Consider the following 16,916-nt stretch of genomic DNA (forward strand, 5'->3'; position numbering starts at 1 on the left):
GGTGATGAGCGTGATGCTCGGCGCCTTCATGGCGGTGCTCGACATCCAGATCACCAACTCGTCCCTCAAGGACATCCAGGGCGCGCTGTCGGCCACCCTGGAAGAAGGCTCGTGGATTTCCACCTCCTACCTTGTGGCCGAAATCATCATGATCCCCCTTACCGCCTGGCTGGTGCAGTTGCTCTCGGCACGGCGCCTGGCGGTGTGGGTGTCGGTGGGGTTCCTGATCGCCTCGCTGATGTGCTCCATGGCCTGGAGCCTGGAAAGCATGATCGTGTTCCGCGCCCTGCAGGGGTTTACCGGCGGCGCGCTGATCCCGCTGGCGTTCACCCTGACCCTGATCAAGCTGCCCGAGCACCACCGCGCCAAAGGCATGGCGATGTTTGCCATGACCGCCACCTTCGCGCCGTCCATCGGCCCGACCATCGGCGGCTGGCTCACGGAAAACTGGGGCTGGGAATACATCTTCTACATCAACGTGCCGCCCGGGCTGCTGATGATCGCCGGGCTGCTCTACGGCCTGGAAAAAAAGGCGCCCCACTGGGAGTTGCTCAAAAGCACCGACTACGCCGGCATCGTCAGCCTCGCCATCGGCTTGGGCTGTTTGCAGGTGTTTCTGGAAGAAGGCCACCGCAAGGACTGGCTCGAGTCGAACCTGATCGTCAGCCTGGGCAGCATCGCCCTGCTGAGCCTGATCACCTTCGTGATCGTGCAGCTGTCCAAACCCAACCCGCTGATCAACCTTGGCATCCTGGCCAATCGCAACTTCGGCCTGTCGAGTATTTCCAGCCTGGGGATGGGCGTCGGCTTGTATGGCTCGATCTATCTGTTGCCGTTGTACCTGGCGCAGATCCAGAACTACAACGCGCTGCAGATCGGCGAAGTGATCATGTGGATGGGCATTCCGCAGCTGTTCCTGATCCCGCTGGTGCCCAAGCTGATGAAATACGTGTCGCCCAAATGGCTGTGCGCCGTAGGCTTCGGGCTGTTCGGCCTGGCGAGTTTTTCCTCGGGGGTGCTCAACCCAGACTTTGCCGGCAGCCAATTCAACCAGATCCAGATCATCCGCGCCCTCGGGCAGCCGTTGATCATGGTGACCATCTCGCTGATCGCCACGGCCTACATCCTGCCGCAGGACGCCGGGTCGGCTTCCAGCCTGTTCAACATCCTGCGCAACCTCGGCGGCGCCATCGGTATCGCGCTGCTGGCGACCTTGCTGGATGCGCGCACCAAGACCTATTTCGATTATTTACGCGAAGCGATCGTGCCGACCAACCCGCAGGTGGCGGAGCGGCTGGCGACGCTGACGGAACAGTTCGGCAACCCGACGGCGGCGCTGGGCAAACTCAGTGAGATTACGCACCAGCAGGCGCAGATCATGGCCTACAACGATGCGTTTCACTGCGTGGGGTTCGCGTTGGGCGTAAGCATGCTCGCGATCTTGTTGACCAAGACGTTGCCGGCGGGGCTTAAGGCTGGGGGGAGTCATTGAGACCGTGTCGCGCCTATCGGGAGCAAGCTCCCTCCCACACTTGATCGGGTTCCAACGTTGAAATGCGGTCAAATGTGGGAGGGGGCTTGCCCCCGATGAGGCCAGTACCGCCACCACCGATCAAACCGCCAACAGACGCTCACGCAACTTGCCGATCTCATCGCGGGTTTGCGCCGCCGCTTCGAACTCCAGATCCCGCGCCAGCTGGTACATTTTCTCGCCTATCGGGAGCAAGCTCCCTCCCACATTTGACGGCATTTCAAAGTTGGAACCCGGTCAAATGTGGGAGGGGGCTTGCCCCCGATGAGGCCAGTACCGCCACTACCGATCAAACCGCCAACAGGCGCTCACGTAACTTGCCGATTTCATCGCGGGTTTGCGCCGCCGCTTCGAACTCCAGATCCCGCGCCAGTTGGTACATTTTCGCGTCTATCGGGAGCAAGCTCCCTCCCACATTTGACGGCATTTCAAAGTTGGAACCCGGTCAAATGTGGGAGGGGGCTTGCCCCCGATGAGGCCAGTACCGCCACTACCAATCAAACCGCCAACAGGCGCTCACGCAACTTGCCGATTTCATCGCGGGTTTGCGCCGCCGCTTCGAACTCCAGATCCCGCGCCAGCTGGTACATTTTCGCGCCTATCGGGAGCAAGCTCCCTCCCACATTTGACGGCATTTCAAGCTTGGGCATGCTGGTGATTTTGTTGAGCACGGCGTTGCCGGCGGGGCTTGAGGCTGGGGGAGTCATTGAGACTGTGTCGCGCCTATCGGGAGCAAGCTCCCTCCCACACTTGATCGGGTTCCAACGTTGAAATGCGGTCAAATGTGGGAGGGGGCTTGCCCCCGATGAGGCCAGTACCGCCACCACCGATCAAACCGCCAACAGGCGCTCACGCAACTTGCCGATTTCATCGCGGGTTTGCGCCGCCGCTTCGAACTCCAGATCCCGCGCCAGTTGGTACATTTTCTCTTCCAACTGGCGGATACGCTTGGCGATCTCGCTCGGCGAGCGCAGTTCGTTTTCGTACTTGGCGCTTTCCTCGGCGGCCTTGGCCATGCCTTTGCGCTTCTTGCTGCGCGAGCCGGGCACGGTGGCGCCTTCCATGATATCGGCGACGTCCTTGAACACGCCTTTGGGCGTGATGCCGTTCGCCAGGTTGAAGGCGATCTGCTTGTCGCGACGGCGCTCGGTCTCGCCAATCGCCCGCTCCATGGAGCCGGTGATGCGGTCGGCGTAGAGAATCGCCCGGCCATTGAGGTTACGCGCCGCACGGCCGATGGTCTGGATCAGCGAACGCTCGGAGCGCAGGAAGCCCTCCTTGTCCGCGTCCAGAATCGCCACCAGCGACACTTCCGGCATGTCCAGGCCTTCGCGCAGCAGGTTGATCCCCACCAGCACATCGAAGGTGCCCAGGCGCAGGTCGCGGATGATCTCCACGCGCTCCACGGTGTCGATGTCCGAGTGCAGGTAGCGCACGCGCACGCCGTGGTCGGCCAGGTAGTCGGTCAAGTCTTCGGACATGCGCTTGGTCAGCGTGGTGACCAGCACCCGCTCTTCCAGGGCCACGCGCTTGCTGATTTCCGAGAGCAGGTCGTCGACCTGGGTCAACGCCGGGCGGATTTCGATCTGCGGGTCGACCAGGCCGGTCGGGCGCACCAGTTGCTCGATCACGCGCCCCGCATGCTCAGCCTCATAATTGCCGGGCGTCGCCGAGACGAAGATGGTCTGCGGGCTGATGCGTTCCCATTCGTCGAAGCGCATCGGCCGGTTGTCCAGCGCCGACGGCAGGCGGAAGCCGTATTCCACCAGGGTTTCCTTGCGCGAACGGTCGCCCTTATACATCGCGCCGACTTGCGGCACGCTGACGTGGGATTCGTCGATCACCAGCAGCGCGTCGTCCGGCAGGTAGTCGTAGAGCGTCGGCGGCGGCGCTCCAGATTCACGGCCCGAGAGGTAGCGCGAGTAGTTTTCGATGCCGTTGCAGTAACCCAGTTCCAGGATCATCTCCAGGTCGAAACGGGTGCGTTGTTCCAGGCGCTGGGCTTCCACCAGCTTGTTGTTGGCGCGCAGGTATTCCAGGCGCTCGGCCAGCTCGACCTTGATGCCCTCGACGGCGCCCATCAGGGTTTCGCGCGGCGTGACGTAGTGGCTTTTGGGGTAGAAGGTGAAACGCGGCAGTTTGCGGATCACTTCGCCGGTCAACGGGTCGAACGCCGACAGGCTCTCGACTTCATCGTCGAACAACTCGATGCGGATCGCTTCCAGGTCGGACTCCGCCGGGTAGATGTCGATCACATCGCCGCGCACGCGGAAGGTGGCGCGGGCGAAGTCCATGTCGTTGCGCGTGTATTGCAAGCTCGTCAGCCGACGCAGCAGTTCGCGCTGGTCGAGTTTGTCGCCACGGTCGACGTGCAGCACCATCTTCAGATAGGTTTCCGGGCTGCCGAGACCGTAGATGCACGACACCGTGGTGACGATGATCGCGTCCTTGCGCTCCAGCAGCGCCTTGGTCGCTGACAGACGCATCTGCTCGATGTGGTCGTTGATCGATGCGTCCTTCTCGATAAAGGTATCGGAGGACGGCACATAGGCTTCGGGCTGGTAGTAGTCGTAGTAGGAAACGAAGTACTCCACCGCGTTGTTCGGGAAGAACGCCTTGAACTCGCCATACAACTGCGCGGCCAGGGTTTTGTTCGGTGCCAGTACCAGGGTCGGGCGGTTGATCTGCGCGATCACGTTGGCGATGCTGAACGTCTTGCCCGAACCGGTCACCCCGAGCAGCGTCTGGTGCGACAGGCCCGCTTCGATGCCTTCGACCATCTGGCGAATCGCTTCGGGTTGATCGCCGGCGGGTTCAAAGCGGGTGACGAGCTGGAAATCCGACATAACGTACCTCTTTCAAGTCACCCCCGGCTGCACTCCACCAAGGACGAAAAAAGCTCAGCGACCCGCGAATTTTCATCGCAGGTTGCAGGAAAAAACCATGATAGCTGTAGAAGTGGTGACGAATGTGCCGGGTTTCAAGGCAATCGTCCGACCTGCCGTCTACGCTCAAGGTTGGATTAAGACTGACGGTCGGTAAATAAACCGAAAAACTTGGCCGAAAAGCCGTTTCGGTTGTCGCCCTTGACCGTGATGGCCTCTATACTAGCTCCCCGTTTGTGCACCGCTCTAGTGCATTCGGCTGGAGCGCGACACGTCCCTCCTTTCCCCCAAAGAGCTGCCGCAAAAATGAGCCTGTTCTCCGCTGTCGAAATGGCACCACGCGATCCAATCCTGGGCCTCAACGAAGCATTCAACGCCGATACACGAACCACCAAGGTCAACCTTGGCGTGGGCGTTTACTGCAACGAGGAGGGGAAGATTCCACTCTTGCGTGCCGTTGCCGAAGCGGAAGCCATTCGCGTGGCGCAACACGCCGCCCGTGGCTACCTGCCGATCGACGGGATCGTGGCCTACGACCAGGCTGTGCAAAAGCTGCTGTTTGGCGCTGACTCGCCGCTGCTGAGCGCTGGCCGTGTGATTACCGCACAAGCGGTCGGCGGCACCGGCGCGCTGAAGATCGGTGCAGACTTCCTCAAGCAACTGCTGCCCAATGCCGTGGTTGCCATCAGCGACCCAAGCTGGGAAAACCACCAGGCGCTGTTCGAAAAAGCCGGCTTCCCGGTGCAGACCTACCGCTACTACGACGCCGCCACCCACGACGTGAACCGTGCCGGCCTGCTCGCCGACCTCAACGCCCTGCCGCCGCAATCGATCGTGGTGCTGCACGCCTGCTGCCATAACCCGACCGGCGTCGACCTGAGCCCGGCCGACTGGCAACAAGTTCTGGACGTGGTCAAGGCGAAAAACCTGGTGCCGTTCCTCGACATGGCCTACCAGGGTTTTGGTGATGGCATTTACGAAGACGCCGCCGCGGTGCGCCTGTTCGCGGAATCGGGCCTGACGTTCTTTGTATCGAGCTCGTTCTCCAAGTCGTTCTCCCTGTACGGCGAACGCGTGGGCGCGCTGTCGATCGTCAGCGAATCCAAGGAAGAAAGCGCGCGCATCCTGTCCCAGGTCAAGCGTGTGATCCGCACCAACTACTCCAACCCGCCGACCCACGGCGCGGCGGTCGTGGCCGCAGTGCTGAACAACCCTGAGCTGCGCGCCCAGTGGGAAGCCGAGCTGGCGGAGATGCGCCTGCGCATCCGTGGCATGCGCGAGCAGATGGTCGCCGAACTGGCCAAGGCTGCGCCGGGCCACGACTTCAGCTTCGTCGGTCGCCAGCGTGGGATGTTCTCCTACTCCGGCCTCACCGTTGAGCAAGTCACCCGTCTGCGCACCGAGTTTGGCATCTACGCGCTGGACACCGGGCGTATCTGTGTGGCCGCGTTGAACCAGTCGAACATTGGTGCGGTAACGAAGGCGATTGTTCAGGTTCTATAAACCTGGCGGCGCTGAACGAAGGGAAGCTACGGCTTCCCTTTTTAATGCCTGTCAGAAAACGCCCTGCTCCCCTAGACTGAACCCCGACTGCCCCTTTGCTGTGAGAGCCCTATGAGAAACGACGACCTGGACCTGCGTGCCGACCGCGACGAACTGGACCACTTCACCCCGCGCGCGCCGCAAGCCAAGCGCCAGAAAAGCCTGGTCTTGCAAGTGGCCCTCGGCGTATTCCTCGGCGGGTTGGCCCTGTGGCTCGTGCAATTGGGTGCGACAGCGATAATGGCCAAATTGGCGATGGGTACCCTGCAATTCGGCGGCTGATGATGATTGAAAGGTGGGAGGGGCCTTGCTCCCGATCGCGGGGTATCAGTGATGGGTGTATTGGCTGACCCAGCGCTTTCGCGGGCAAGCCCCCTCCTACATTGGTTTATGGGGTTGCCAGGACGCGTTCCTCCAGTAACCTTACGAAGCTGTTCAGGCTCTGCGACACCGTGCCTCGGCGCCAGATCAACCAAGTGTGCAAGACGCGGAAACTGTCCGTCAGCGGCCACACACTCACCGTGGTAAACCCCGGCATGCTTTCCAACATGCTGCGCGGCATCAGCGCTAGGCCGGCCCCGGCGCTGACGCAGGCAAGCATGCCGTGGTAGGACTCCATCTCGAAAATCCGCCCCGGCACCGCGCCGTCCTGTGCGAACCAGCGCTCGAAGTGGTGGCGGTACGAACAGTTGGAGCGAAAGGTATAGATGCTTTCCCCGTTCACATCCTGCCCGCGGGTGATCGGCGCGTGATGCAGCGGTGCAATCACCACCATCTCCTCCTCGAACACCGCCAGGCCCTCCAGGGTGGCATGCAACACCGGCCCATCGACGAATGCCGCCGCCAGACGCCCCGACAACACGCCTTCGATCATCGTGCCCGAGGGCCCGGTACTCAGGTCCAGCTCGACCTTGGCGTGCTTCTGGTTATATGCCGCCAGCAGTGCGGGAATACGCACCGCTGCGGTGCTTTCCAGCGAACCGAGGGCAAACGCGCCCTGGGGCTCCTCGCCCGCCACCGTCGCACGGGCTTCCTGTACCAGGTCGAGAATACGCCGCGCATAGCCGAGGAAATTCCACCCGGCCGGGGACAGACGCAGGCGGCTCTTCTCGCGGATAAACAGCGCCACGCCAAGATCCTGCTCCAGTTGCTTGATGCGCGTGGTCAGGTTGGACGGCACCCGATGAATCAACTGCGCGGCGGCGCTGATGCTGCCTTGCTCGGCAACGGCCTTGAAGATTTCCAGCTGCACCAGGTCCAAATCATTCTCCAATCGTGAACGTATCGCTTAATATTATTCACTTTCCAGAAAAGATATAGCCCCTTACGCTGATTCCAATCCAAACCTTCAGCAGGACGGTGCCATGAACGCTATCGCTCACCAGACCCACGCCCTCTCGATCAACCCCGCCACCGGCGAAACGGTCGGCAGTTACCCGTATGAAAACGAGAGCAAGCTGGACGCCACCCTCAACCGTGCGACCGCCGCTTTCCGCACCTGGCGCCGCCAGCCGCTCAGCCAGCGCGCAGAGCGGTTGCAGGCCCTGGCCGGCGTGCTGCGTGAGCAAGCCGAAGCCATGGCGCAGATGATCACCCTGGAAATGGGCAAACCCATCACCCAGGCCCGCGCCGAAATCGAGAAATGTGCGCAACTCAGCGAATGGTACGCCGCCCACGGTCCAGCCATGCTCGCCGCGGAACCGACGCTGGTGGACAACGGCAGCGCGCACATCGAATACCGCCCGCTGGGCCCGATCCTCGCGGTGATGCCGTGGAACTTCCCGGTCTGGCAAGTCCTGCGCGGCGCCGTGCCGACGCTGCTCGCCGGCAACACTTACGTGCTCAAACACGCACCGAACGTGATGGGCAGCGCCTACCTGATGAAAGCGGCGTTCCACAAAGCCGGCTTTGCCGAAGGCCTGTTCGAAGTGCTCAACGTGACCCAGGACGGCGTTTCCAAAGCCATCGCCGACCCACGCATCGCCGCCGTCACCCTCACCGGCAGCGTGCGCGCCGGTATGGCCATCGGCGCCCAGGCCGGTGCCGCGCTGAAGAAATGCGTGCTCGAACTGGGCGGCTGCGACCCGTTCATCGTGCTCAACGACGCCGACCTCGACGCCGCCGTCCAGGCCGCGGTGATCGGCCGTTTCCAGAACAGCGGCCAAGTCTGCGCCGCAGCCAAGCGCCTGATCATCGAAGCCGGCGTGGTGGACGCCTTCACCGCCAAGTTCGTCGAAGCCAGCCGCCAACTGGTGATGGGCGACCCGACCTCGACCCACACCTACGTCGGCCCGATGGCCCGCTTCGACCTGCGCGACGAACTGCACGGCCAGGTCCAGGCTACCCTGGCAGAAGGCGCGACCCTGCTGCTGGGCGGCGACAAAGTGCCCGGCGCCGGCAACTACTACGCACCGACCGTACTGGCCGACGTCACCGACCAGATGACCTCGTTCAAACAAGAGCTGTTCGGCCCCGTCGCCTCCATCATCAGCGCCCGCGACGCCGATCACGCCGTGGCCCTGGCCAACGACAGCGAGTTCGGCCTGACCGCGAGCATCTTCACCCGCGACTCGGCGAAAGCACGCGAGATCGCCGACCAGCTGGAAACCGGCGGGATCTTCGTCAACGCCTTCAGCGTGTCCGACCCGCGGGTGGCGTTTGGCGGCGTGAAAAAAAGCGGCTTTGGGCGGGAGTTGTCGCACTTTGGCGTGCGGGAATTCTGCAATGCGCAGACGGTGTGGCTGGATCGCAAATAATCCACAGCAACCCCTGTGGCAAGGGAGCGTGATCCCGCGGGCTGCGCAGCAGGCTCAGCAGCGGATATGCCGGCGCACGCACTGCACCAGCCCGTCCAGCGCCTCTGACTTCACTGGCGCGAGCACACACACCGTGTGCTCGCGTTCACCTTCGGTCACGGTCAGGGTGTAATGCACCTGGCCTGGATTACCGGGTTCCGGCGCGGTGCTTTGCGGCAACTGAAAGAAGTGTGAAGCCTCGATCAGTTGCCGCAACTCTTGCTGGTCCGCCTCGGGCAGCGTCTCCAGTTCCACGGTGTTCGGTCGGGCCAGGCCCGGGAAAAACGCGGGTCCCCCAATTTCCTTGATCGAAATTTGCATGGCTGTTCCTCACCGCCCAGGCGGGTTGTCAGACGTTAATGCCCACTGCTTTCCAGCCTTCCTTCACCGCCTTGTGCTCGGCCTTGCCAGCACCGTACAGCCGACCGGCAATGTCGTAGGTGATGCGCGCGAAACGCAGGAACCCCGCGTTCGGCCGCAACCGCGCATCGCGTAGCGCGTCATACCAGATACGCCCTGCGCGCTCCCAGGCAAACCCGCCGATCTTCGTGGCTACCTGATAGAACGCATGGTTGGGAATACCGGAATTGATATGCACCCCGCCGTTGTCCTCATAGGTCTGCACGAAATCGTCCATATGCCCCGGCTGAGGGTCCTTGCCCAGCAGCTTGTCATCGAACGCGGTGCCCGGCGCTTTCATCGAGCGCAACGCAGTGCCTTTGATTTTCTTGGTAAACAACCCTTTGCCGATCAACCAATCTGCATCTTGCGCCGTTTGCTGCAGCGCGTACTGCTTGATCAGTGAGCCGAACACGTCGGACAGCGACTCGTTCAACGCACCGGATTGATTGAAATACATCAGCTTGGCCTCATCTTCGGTCACACCGTGGGCCAACTCATGGCCAATGACATCAAGGGCTATTGTGAAACGGTTGAATAGTTGCTGATCGCCATCACCAAACACCATCTGGCTCGAGTTCCAGAATGCATTGTTGTAGTTCTGGCCAAAATGAACGGTCGCGTCCAACGCCATACCGGCGTCGTCTATGGAGTTGCGGTCGAAGACCTGATCGAAAAAATCGAATGTGGCGCCCAACCCATCGTAGGCCTCGTCCACCGCCACATCACCACTGACGGGCTGCCCTTCGCCACGGATCAACTTGCCCGGCAGGCTATCGGCGCCCTCGGCACTGTAGATCGAACGCCGTTTTTCGGCGCCCATGGGCAGGGCCATGTGGGCGACCCCTTTGGCGGGTACGGCAACCATGCGCAACGAACGAAACGTGCTGTCTTTGGCGCGTGTGCGTAACGCGACTTCCCGTTGCGCTTTATCGCCGTTGCGGGCGATCTGGTCGAGCATGTATGGCGGGATCAGGCAGAAAATCGGGTTGCGATGCTGGCGAACACACATTGGCTGGCTCCATTTTGGCGTGGGGTGAACGTCCGGGTAACCGTTCAAGAATAGTCCTGCCGTGGCGGCTTGGGCCAAATTGTCATGAAGCTATGCTGCAGTAGTGTTAATCCGAGGACTGCGAGGAACTTACAATGCCCCCACGCGCCACCAAAATCGACCTTTCGCACCGCCCCCGGCTCGCCGATCTGCGCCCGTTGCTCGCGGCCGGCCCCAGCCTCATGGAGGCCAGGGCGGCGACTGCGCGTGTCACCGCGGCCAAGGACCTGCAGGACCGGCGCGGCTACGCTGAAGCGTTTCTCGACCGCTTCGTGGTGCCATGGCCCACGGTGGATGAAGCCCTGCTGGCTGACGTACAGCCGCTGCGCCTGGACTACACGCATTTCTCAGTGACCATGTCGCGCTCGAGGCGACTGGCACTCTACGTGGGCGCCAATATTGATGGCGCACAGCATGTGGATATCATCCGCAGCAACGACGCCTGGGCCTACGACGGCCGCCTGCCCATCAGCGCACAGGTGGGTGATGCGCTCTACACCGACAATGGCCTGGACCGCGGTCACCTGGTGCGCCGACAGGACCCCAACTGGGGTGACGCGGCCAACATCGCCAATGCCGACACCTTCCACTTCACCAACTGCTCACCGCAGATGAGCGGGTTCAACCAGAAGACCTGGCTGGAACTCGAGGACTACATTCTCGATAACACACAACGCTGGAAAGCCCGGGCCACGGTGTTTACCGGCCCGGTGTTGGCGGACGACGATCGCGTCTACCGGGGCATTAAAATCCCCAAAGCGTTCTGGAAAGTGGTCGCCTACCTCAGCGACGACGGCAAGCCCTGCGCCAGCGCCTACATGATCGACCAAAACCGCGAGCTGGGTCAGCTCGACCTCATGTTCGGCCAGCTCAGAACCTACCAGCGCAGCGTGATTCAGATCGAACGCTTGACCGGTATCCGCTTCGCCAACCTGGCCGACTACGATGGTTTCAGCAATGAAGAGCGCGCCACGGGGACGCGAATTGAAGCGCTGATCCAGGGCCCTGAAGATATTCGTCTGTAACCAGGCGACCTAAGGCTATATCGCCCCGCCGTGATCGACTACCATACCGCGCCGGTTCCCAAACGGGACTAATAGGGAATCCGAAGCGCGGTACACCGCGCCAATCGGAACTGCCCCCGCAACTGTAGATGCCGAGCCCGCTCCCCCACTGCCACTGGACCCCGTCCGGGAAGGCTGGAGCGTGGCGACGACGCATCAGTCAGGAGACCTGCCGGCCCAGCAAAATCACTAACCGGCGGGGTGTCCGGGAAGGACATCCTTGCCTGCCTCACCCGCAGCGGTCGAGGGCGTGTTTCCGAACCGTACACCCCCTGTTCCAGGTACGGCTCCAAGGAGATTGCCCAATGCTGCCACGCGTTACCGCCCTGCTCACCGGCCTGGGCCTGTGTGCCCTGGCCCAAGCGGCCCCCACTCAGTACCCGCTGACAGTGGAGAACTGCGGCAGCAGCCTGACCTTCGCGCAAGCGCCCGCCCGCGCCGTGACCATCGGCCAGGCCGCCACCGAAATGCTCTATGCCCTCGGCGTGGGCGATAAAGTGGTCGGCACGTCGCTGTGGTTCAACAACGTGCTGCCACAGTTCAAGGCGCTGAACGACGGCATCGAACGCCTGGCCAATAACGAACCGAGCTTCGAGTCGGTGATCGCCAAGCGCCCGCAACTGGTGGCGGCCGAACTGGAATGGGTGGTCGGCCCGCAAGGCGTGGTGGGCACCCGCGAGCAGTTTCATGAGTTGAAGATCCCCACCTACCTGCTGCCCTCCGACTGCGAAGCCAAGAACAACCGGGTGGGCGCCGACGGCACGCGGCTGGAGCCGTTCCGCATCGACACGATCTACAAGGGCATCCGCCAGTTGGCGGAGATTTTCGACGTGCAGGATCGCGGCCAGCAACTCAACGATGAACTCAAGGCACGCCTGGCCAAGTCCGTCGCCACCGTGCAAGGCAAGGGGCTCAAGCAGGCCAGCGCGCTGGTGTGGTTTTCCAGCGCCGAGATGGCCAGCGATCCCTACGTGGCCGGTCACAAGGGTGTCCCCGAATTCATGCTGCAAACGCTCGGCCTGCGCAACGTGGTGCAGTCCGATGAGGAATGGCCCGCCGTCGGCTGGGAAACCATCGCCAAGGCCAACCCCACCGTGCTGGTGATCGCCCGCATGGACCGCCGCCGCTACCCGGCCGACGATCATGCACAGAAGCTCGCCTTCCTGCGCAGCGACCCGGTGACGCGCAACATGGACGCGGTGAAACACAACCGCATCATCATCCTCGACGCCATGGCCCTGCAGGCCAGCGTGCGGACCTTCGAGGGTCTTGAACAACTGGCTGCGGCCATCGACGGCTACGACCTGCCGAGATGATACGAACCCTACTCGCCCTGGCATTGCTACTGATCGCCGTGCTCGCCGGCGTGGCCATCGGCGAAACCGCCATCGCGCCGCAGGTGGTGTTGCAGGTACTCGCCAACAAACTGTGGGCGGCCGGCTACGTACTGGACCCGATCGATGAAGGCGTGGTGTGGAACTACCGCCTGACCCGCGCCCTGGTCGCCGCCGCATGCGGGGCCGGGCTGGCCACCTGCGGGGTGATTTTGCAGTCGTTGTTGCGCAACCCCCTGGCCGATCCTTACCTGCTGGGCATCAGCGCCGGCGCTTCGACCGGCGCAGTCCTGGTGGTGCTGATGGGCGTCGGCGGCGGCTTGGTTTCGCTGTCGGTCGGTGCGTTCGGCGGAGCGATGGCGGCGTTTGCGCTGGTGGTATTGCTCGCACGGGCCAGCGGTTCGTCCAGCGGCACCGGGCAGATCATCCTCGCAGGCATTGCCGGCTCGCAGCTGTTCAATGCGCTCACCGCGTTCCTGATCACCAAGTCGGCCAGCTCCGAACAGGCACGCGGCATTCTGTTCTGGCTGCTGGGCAACCTCAGCGGCGTGCGTTGGCCGTCGGTGTGGCTGGCGGTGCCGGTGGCGGTCGCCGGGTTGGCGGTGTGCCTGTGGCATCGTCGGGCGCTGGATGCGTTCACCTTCGGGCGCGACTCGGCGGCCTCCCTCGGCATCCCGGTGCGCCGCGTGCAATGGGTGCTGGTGGGCTGCGCGGCATTGGTCACGGCGGTGATGGTGTCGATTGTCGGCTCCATTGGTTTTGTCGGGCTGGTGATTCCCCATGCCGCGCGCCTGCTGCTCGGCACCGGGCACTCGCGCCTGTTGCCGGCCAGCGCATTGGGCGGCGCGCTGTTTTTGATTGCAGCGGATGTACTGTCGCGCACCTTGATCAAGGGCCAGGTGATTCCGGTGGGCGTGGTCACTGCGCTGGTCGGCGCGCCGGTGTTTGCACTGATTCTGATCGGCCGGAGAAACCCTCGATGAGTGCGCCGGTATTGAGCTGCAGCGGGCTGGGCTTCAAGGTGCGGGAAGCCGAGTTGCTGCGGGATATCCACCTGGAGGTGGCGCCCGGCGAAACCCTCGGGATCGTCGGCCCGAACGGCTCGGGTAAATCCACCTTGCTCAAACTGTTGGCCGGGTTGCGTACCCCCGCTCATGGCGAAGTACGCCTGGGTGGCGAGCGCCTGGGCGAACTGCCCCGCCGCACCGTGGCACAACGTCTGGCCGTGGTGGAACAACAGGCCGACACCGACGATGCCATTCGGGTGTTCGACGCTGTCGCATTGGGCCGCACCCCGTGGCTGTCAGCGCTGAGCCCGTGGTCCGAGGCAGACGATCGCATCGTGCGCCAGGCGCTGCACGACGTGGACGCCATGCACTTGAGCAACCGCGCCTGGCGCAGCCTCTCCGGCGGTGAGCGCCAACGCGTACACATCGCCCGCGCCCTGGCGCAACGGCCACAGATTCTGGTGTTGGATGAGCCGACCAACCACCTGGATATTCAGCATCAACTGTCGATTCTCAAGGGCGTGCAGGCGTTACCCGTGACGACCCTGATCGCCCTGCACGATCTCAACCAGGCACTGACCTGTGATCGCCTGGCCGTGCTGGACCGCGGGCGTTTGGTGGCGCTGGGCAAGCCGCAGGACGTGCTGACGCCGCAGCGGCTGCAGGACACCTTCGGGGTGCAGGCGCACTACCTGACGGACCCGTTTGACGGGGCGCAGATTCTGCGACTGCGCGCTTAACGGCAACACCGTTCAAATGTCGGCGCTGTCGAGCACGGCGAGGCGGCGATGGGATCAGCGTGCAGCACCTGCCGAACGGCCGCGTGCGCTGGGCTAATCCTCGACAATCCTCAGCCAAGGCCACCGCGCCTGATAGCTGCGCGCCTTCTGCGCAAACAACTCCGGCTCAGGATTGATCGGGTTGATCCTGAGCAGGCCCTGCTCCATATCAGTCAAACCAAATGGCGCATACACCTCGCCCGTCGCCACATCCAGCCCGATGCACGTCCCGGCCACCAGGTAACGATCAATCCCGGCGCGCGCGGAGTGCAGCTGCGGATACGGTCGGCCAAACCGCTGGCCATACCAAAGGTGAACGCGCGCCTGATTCTTCACTTCAATTTCTACCTCCAAATCCTCGAACAGCCGCTGTGCAGCGCGAATGACCGCGTCTTCGGCCTCCCAGGAAAGGTCCGGGTCGAAGTAAAAAACGTCGTAGTCCTTTACCCCCTGGTCAGCAGGCAGATTCGACTGATGATTCCAAACAGCCTGGAACAGACAGCCCGCGGTCAGCATGCACTGGTTCACACCAAGGGCCGGCAGGCGCGCGGTGATCTCGGCGTTGATGGGGTTGGCCATGGCCAACTCGAGAAAGGTTTCGACGGTCAATGTCATGCTCAATCCTTTGCAGTGGGCACCTGTCCTGGGGAGCCAACAGTACAACAACGCGGGTTACGCTTTCACGTAACGGCCTCTTCTTCACGTCATCAAAATTCGCTAAGGTGCCTCGACACACCGCTCCCCTATTGCCCTCACCGAGACGCCGACCTTGGCCCATTCCCCGACTGATCGCCCCGCCAGCTCCTGGTCGGTGTTTCTGATTTTCCTGCGCTTGGGGCTCACCTCCTTCGGCGGCCCCGTCGCACACCTGGGTTACTTTCGCGACGAGTTCGTCACCCGGCGCCGCTGGCTGAGCGAGCGCAGTTATGGGGATTTGGTCGCGCTGTGCCAATTCCTGCCCGGCCCGGCCAGCAGCCAGGTAGGTATCGCGCTGGGCCTGTCGCGGGCTGGCTACGGTGGGGCGCTGGCGGCATGGTTGGGGTTTACGCTGCCGTCGGCCGTTGTGCTGATCCTGTTCGCCTTGGGCATTGCCCAGCACAGCACGGCGCTCCCGCCGGGTGCGCTGCATGGCCTTAAGGTGGTGGCCGTCGCCGTGGTCGCCCAAGCCGTGTGGGGCATGGCGCGCAATCTGTGTAGCGACGCCGCGCGCATCACCGTGATGCTGATCGCGGCGTGCGTGGCCCTGCTGCAAACCTCGGCGTGGGGCCAGGTCGCCGTGATCAGCGCGGCGGCGCTGGCGGGCCTGCTGCTGTTCAAGCCCACGCCACCGGCCGCGCACGATGCATTACCCGTGACGCTCAGCCGCCGCGCGGGGGCGATGTGGTTGTCGCTGTTTGTGCTGGTGTTGGCCGGCCTGCCGATCCTGGCCCAACTGATCCCCAATCAGGGCCTGGCGATGACCGACGCGTTCTACCGCAGCGGTTCGCTGGTGTTCGGCGGCGGCCACGTGGTGCTGCCACTGCTGCAGGCCGAAGTCGTGCCCACCGGCTGGGTGAGCAACGATGTCTTCCTCGCCGGCTATGGCGCCGCCCAGGCCATGCCCGGCCCCTTGTTCACCTTCGCCGCGTTCCTCGGCGCGTCGATGAGCCAGGCCCCGAGCGGCTGGCTCGGTGGCCTGCTCTGCCTGCTGGCCATCTTCGCCCCGTCGTTTTTACTGGTGCTGGGCGCACTGCCCTTCTGGGAAAGCCTGCGCCGCAGCCCGCGCACCCAGGCCGCCCTTGCGGGCGTGAACGCAGCGGTGGTGGGGCTGTTGCTGGCGGCGCTGTACCAGCCGGTATGGACCAGTGCGATCTTCAGCGCACGGGATTTCGGCCTGGCCCTGGTCGGCCTGGTGGCGTTGATGGTGTGGAAGCTGCCACCGTGGCTGGTGGTTGTCGGAAGCGGCGCGCTCGGATGGTTATTGAGTCTTGCCCTGTAACACGTCCACCGCGCCTTGCTGCTTGACCTGTCCGAAGACCTCGGCGGCTGACGACTAGCCCTTCAACTCACTCGCGCGATTGCTCGCCGCGTCGTCGTAAGCCACATACAACGACTCGGCGATTTGGCTCTTGATGGCTTTGGTGGACTCAAGGCCCAAGACAAAACCTTCGGCTTTGCCGCCGGCACGGTTGAGTTCTTCGTGGGTGGAGGCACCGGTGATGGCGTCGAGGAGTTTGGAGGCGTGAGGGCCGACACCTTTGGGAAGGGAGATTTGGTCGATGGTCATTGCGATGCCTTTATGAAAAATGGACGGTAGCGCGTGGACCACTGCCGGGCTGGCATGGTAGACCTGTTTGTCGAGAAAGGGGCTGCTTTCGGCCCAAAACCGGACATCGAGTGTCTACAGATTCAGTGGCCTTTTCCGATCGCCCAAAACAAAACCCCTGTCTGCGCGAGCAAACAGGGGTTCTGGAATTTAATCTTGACGATGACCTACTCTCACATGGGGAAACCCCACACTACCATCGGCGATGCATCGTTTCACTGCTG

The 16,916-nt window shown here is 62.9% G+C and carries 17 protein-coding genes, 2 pseudogenes and 1 riboswitch; of the genes and pseudogenes, 10 read left to right on the forward strand and 9 right to left on the reverse strand.

Features of this window, described 5'->3' with window-relative positions; translation table 11 throughout:
* The first annotated feature begins 1 nt into the window (after position 1).
* Positions 2-1,492, forward strand: coding sequence for an MDR family MFS transporter (locus C8K66_RS25825; protein WP_169850652.1), 1,491 nt, complete (start codon positions 2-4; stop codon positions 1,490-1,492).
* Between the two features lie 120 nt (positions 1,493-1,612).
* On the opposite strand, the pseudogene C8K66_RS25830 reads toward C8K66_RS25825, so the two are convergent.
* The 4 genes and pseudogenes from C8K66_RS25830 to uvrB form a co-directional block, all read right to left on the reverse strand.
* Positions 1,613-1,714 (reverse strand): annotated as a pseudogene (locus C8K66_RS25830) (UvrB/UvrC motif-containing protein); the annotation flags it as partial.
* 106 nt (positions 1,715-1,820) lie between these two features.
* On the reverse strand, positions 1,821-1,934 hold the full coding sequence (locus tag C8K66_RS25835) for a UvrB/UvrC motif-containing protein (RefSeq protein WP_158276054.1): 114 nt from the start codon (positions 1,932-1,934) through the stop codon (positions 1,821-1,823).
* A 94-nt stretch (positions 1,935-2,028) separates the two neighbouring features.
* Positions 2,029-2,124 (reverse strand): annotated as a pseudogene (locus tag C8K66_RS31070) (UvrB/UvrC motif-containing protein); the annotation flags it as partial.
* A 237-nt stretch (positions 2,125-2,361) separates the two neighbouring features.
* Entirely contained in the window at positions 2,362-4,377 is a 2,016-nt protein-coding gene (gene uvrB / locus C8K66_RS25845; RefSeq protein WP_017847718.1) for an excinuclease ABC subunit UvrB, read from the reverse strand.
* Between the two features lie 345 nt (positions 4,378-4,722).
* On the opposite strand from uvrB, the gene C8K66_RS25850 reads away from it, so the two are divergent.
* Positions 4,723-5,919, forward strand: a complete 1,197-nt coding sequence (locus C8K66_RS25850; RefSeq protein ID WP_017847719.1) for an amino acid aminotransferase — start codon at positions 4,723-4,725, stop codon at positions 5,917-5,919.
* A 111-nt stretch (positions 5,920-6,030) separates the two neighbouring features.
* Positions 6,031-6,240 carry a hypothetical protein gene (locus C8K66_RS25855; RefSeq protein ID WP_017847720.1) on the forward strand — a complete coding sequence of 70 codons (210 nt, stop codon included), beginning with the start codon at positions 6,031-6,033 and terminating at the stop codon, positions 6,238-6,240.
* Between the two features lie 106 nt (positions 6,241-6,346).
* Here C8K66_RS25855 and C8K66_RS25860 read toward each other — a convergent pair whose 3' ends face one another.
* Positions 6,347-7,219: a LysR family transcriptional regulator gene (locus C8K66_RS25860; protein WP_046382626.1), complete on the reverse strand. Its 873-nt coding sequence runs from the start codon at positions 7,217-7,219 to the stop codon at positions 6,347-6,349.
* 103 nt (positions 7,220-7,322) lie between these two features.
* Here C8K66_RS25860 and C8K66_RS25865 point away from each other — a divergent pair, with 103 nt between their 5' ends.
* Positions 7,323-8,714 (forward strand): aldehyde dehydrogenase family protein, encoded by a 1,392-nt coding sequence (locus C8K66_RS25865; protein WP_108526353.1) that lies wholly within the window; start codon positions 7,323-7,325, stop codon positions 8,712-8,714.
* A gap of 54 nt (positions 8,715-8,768) precedes the next feature.
* Here C8K66_RS25865 and C8K66_RS25870 read toward each other — a convergent pair whose 3' ends face one another.
* A complete protein-coding gene (locus tag C8K66_RS25870; RefSeq protein ID WP_017847723.1) occupies positions 8,769-9,074 on the reverse strand; it encodes a protealysin inhibitor emfourin in 306 nt (101 codons plus the stop codon).
* A 28-nt stretch (positions 9,075-9,102) separates the two neighbouring features.
* A complete protein-coding gene (locus C8K66_RS25875) occupies positions 9,103-10,164 on the reverse strand; it encodes a M4 family metallopeptidase (protein WP_108526355.1) in 1,062 nt (353 codons plus the stop codon).
* A 134-nt stretch (positions 10,165-10,298) separates the two neighbouring features.
* Between C8K66_RS25875 and C8K66_RS25880 the strand changes: the two genes are divergently transcribed.
* The 4 genes from C8K66_RS25880 (at position 10,299) to C8K66_RS25895 (ending at position 14,348) form a co-directional block, all read left to right on the forward strand.
* Entirely contained in the window at positions 10,299-11,228 is a 930-nt protein-coding gene (locus C8K66_RS25880; protein WP_108526357.1) for a DNA/RNA non-specific endonuclease, read from the forward strand.
* 35 nt (positions 11,229-11,263) lie between these two features.
* A riboswitch (cobalamin riboswitch) is annotated at positions 11,264-11,459 on the forward strand.
* Positions 11,460-11,572: 113 nt separating this feature from the next.
* On the forward strand, positions 11,573-12,583 hold the full coding sequence (locus tag C8K66_RS25885; protein WP_108526359.1) for an ABC transporter substrate-binding protein: 1,011 nt from the start codon (positions 11,573-11,575) through the stop codon (positions 12,581-12,583).
* Positions 12,580-13,584 carry an iron ABC transporter permease gene (locus tag C8K66_RS25890; protein ID WP_046382622.1) on the forward strand — a complete coding sequence of 335 codons (1,005 nt, stop codon included), beginning with the start codon at positions 12,580-12,582 and terminating at the stop codon, positions 13,582-13,584. The genes C8K66_RS25885 and C8K66_RS25890 overlap by 4 nt, the downstream gene beginning before the upstream one ends.
* Positions 13,581-14,348, forward strand: a complete 768-nt coding sequence (locus C8K66_RS25895) for an ABC transporter ATP-binding protein (RefSeq protein WP_046382621.1) — start codon at positions 13,581-13,583, stop codon at positions 14,346-14,348. The genes C8K66_RS25890 and C8K66_RS25895 overlap by 4 nt, the downstream gene beginning before the upstream one ends.
* A 93-nt stretch (positions 14,349-14,441) precedes the next feature.
* Here the strand turns inward: C8K66_RS25895 and C8K66_RS25900 are convergent, their stop codons facing one another.
* On the reverse strand, positions 14,442-15,002 hold the full coding sequence (locus C8K66_RS25900; RefSeq protein WP_046487107.1) for a nucleotidyltransferase family protein: 561 nt from the start codon (positions 15,000-15,002) through the stop codon (positions 14,442-14,444).
* A 154-nt stretch (positions 15,003-15,156) separates the two neighbouring features.
* On the opposite strand from C8K66_RS25900, the gene chrA reads away from it, so the two are divergent.
* Positions 15,157-16,365 (forward strand): chromate efflux transporter, encoded by a 1,209-nt coding sequence (gene chrA / locus C8K66_RS25905; protein ID WP_079444397.1) that lies wholly within the window; start codon positions 15,157-15,159, stop codon positions 16,363-16,365.
* Positions 16,366-16,419: 54 nt separating this feature from the next.
* Here the strand turns inward: chrA and C8K66_RS25910 are convergent, their stop codons facing one another.
* On the reverse strand, positions 16,420-16,653 hold the full coding sequence (locus tag C8K66_RS25910) for a hypothetical protein (protein ID WP_017847731.1): 234 nt from the start codon (positions 16,651-16,653) through the stop codon (positions 16,420-16,422).
* A 33-nt stretch (positions 16,654-16,686) separates the two neighbouring features.
* On the opposite strand from C8K66_RS25910, the gene C8K66_RS31075 reads away from it, so the two are divergent.
* Positions 16,687-16,916: hypothetical protein (locus tag C8K66_RS31075; protein WP_218279030.1), on the forward strand; the 230-nt coding region annotated here is incomplete at its 3' end.

Origin of the sequence: Pseudomonas sp. GV105, from assembly GCF_003058185.1 — a bacterium.
Taxonomy (GTDB): Bacteria; Pseudomonadota; Gammaproteobacteria; order Pseudomonadales; family Pseudomonadaceae; genus Aquipseudomonas; species Aquipseudomonas veronii.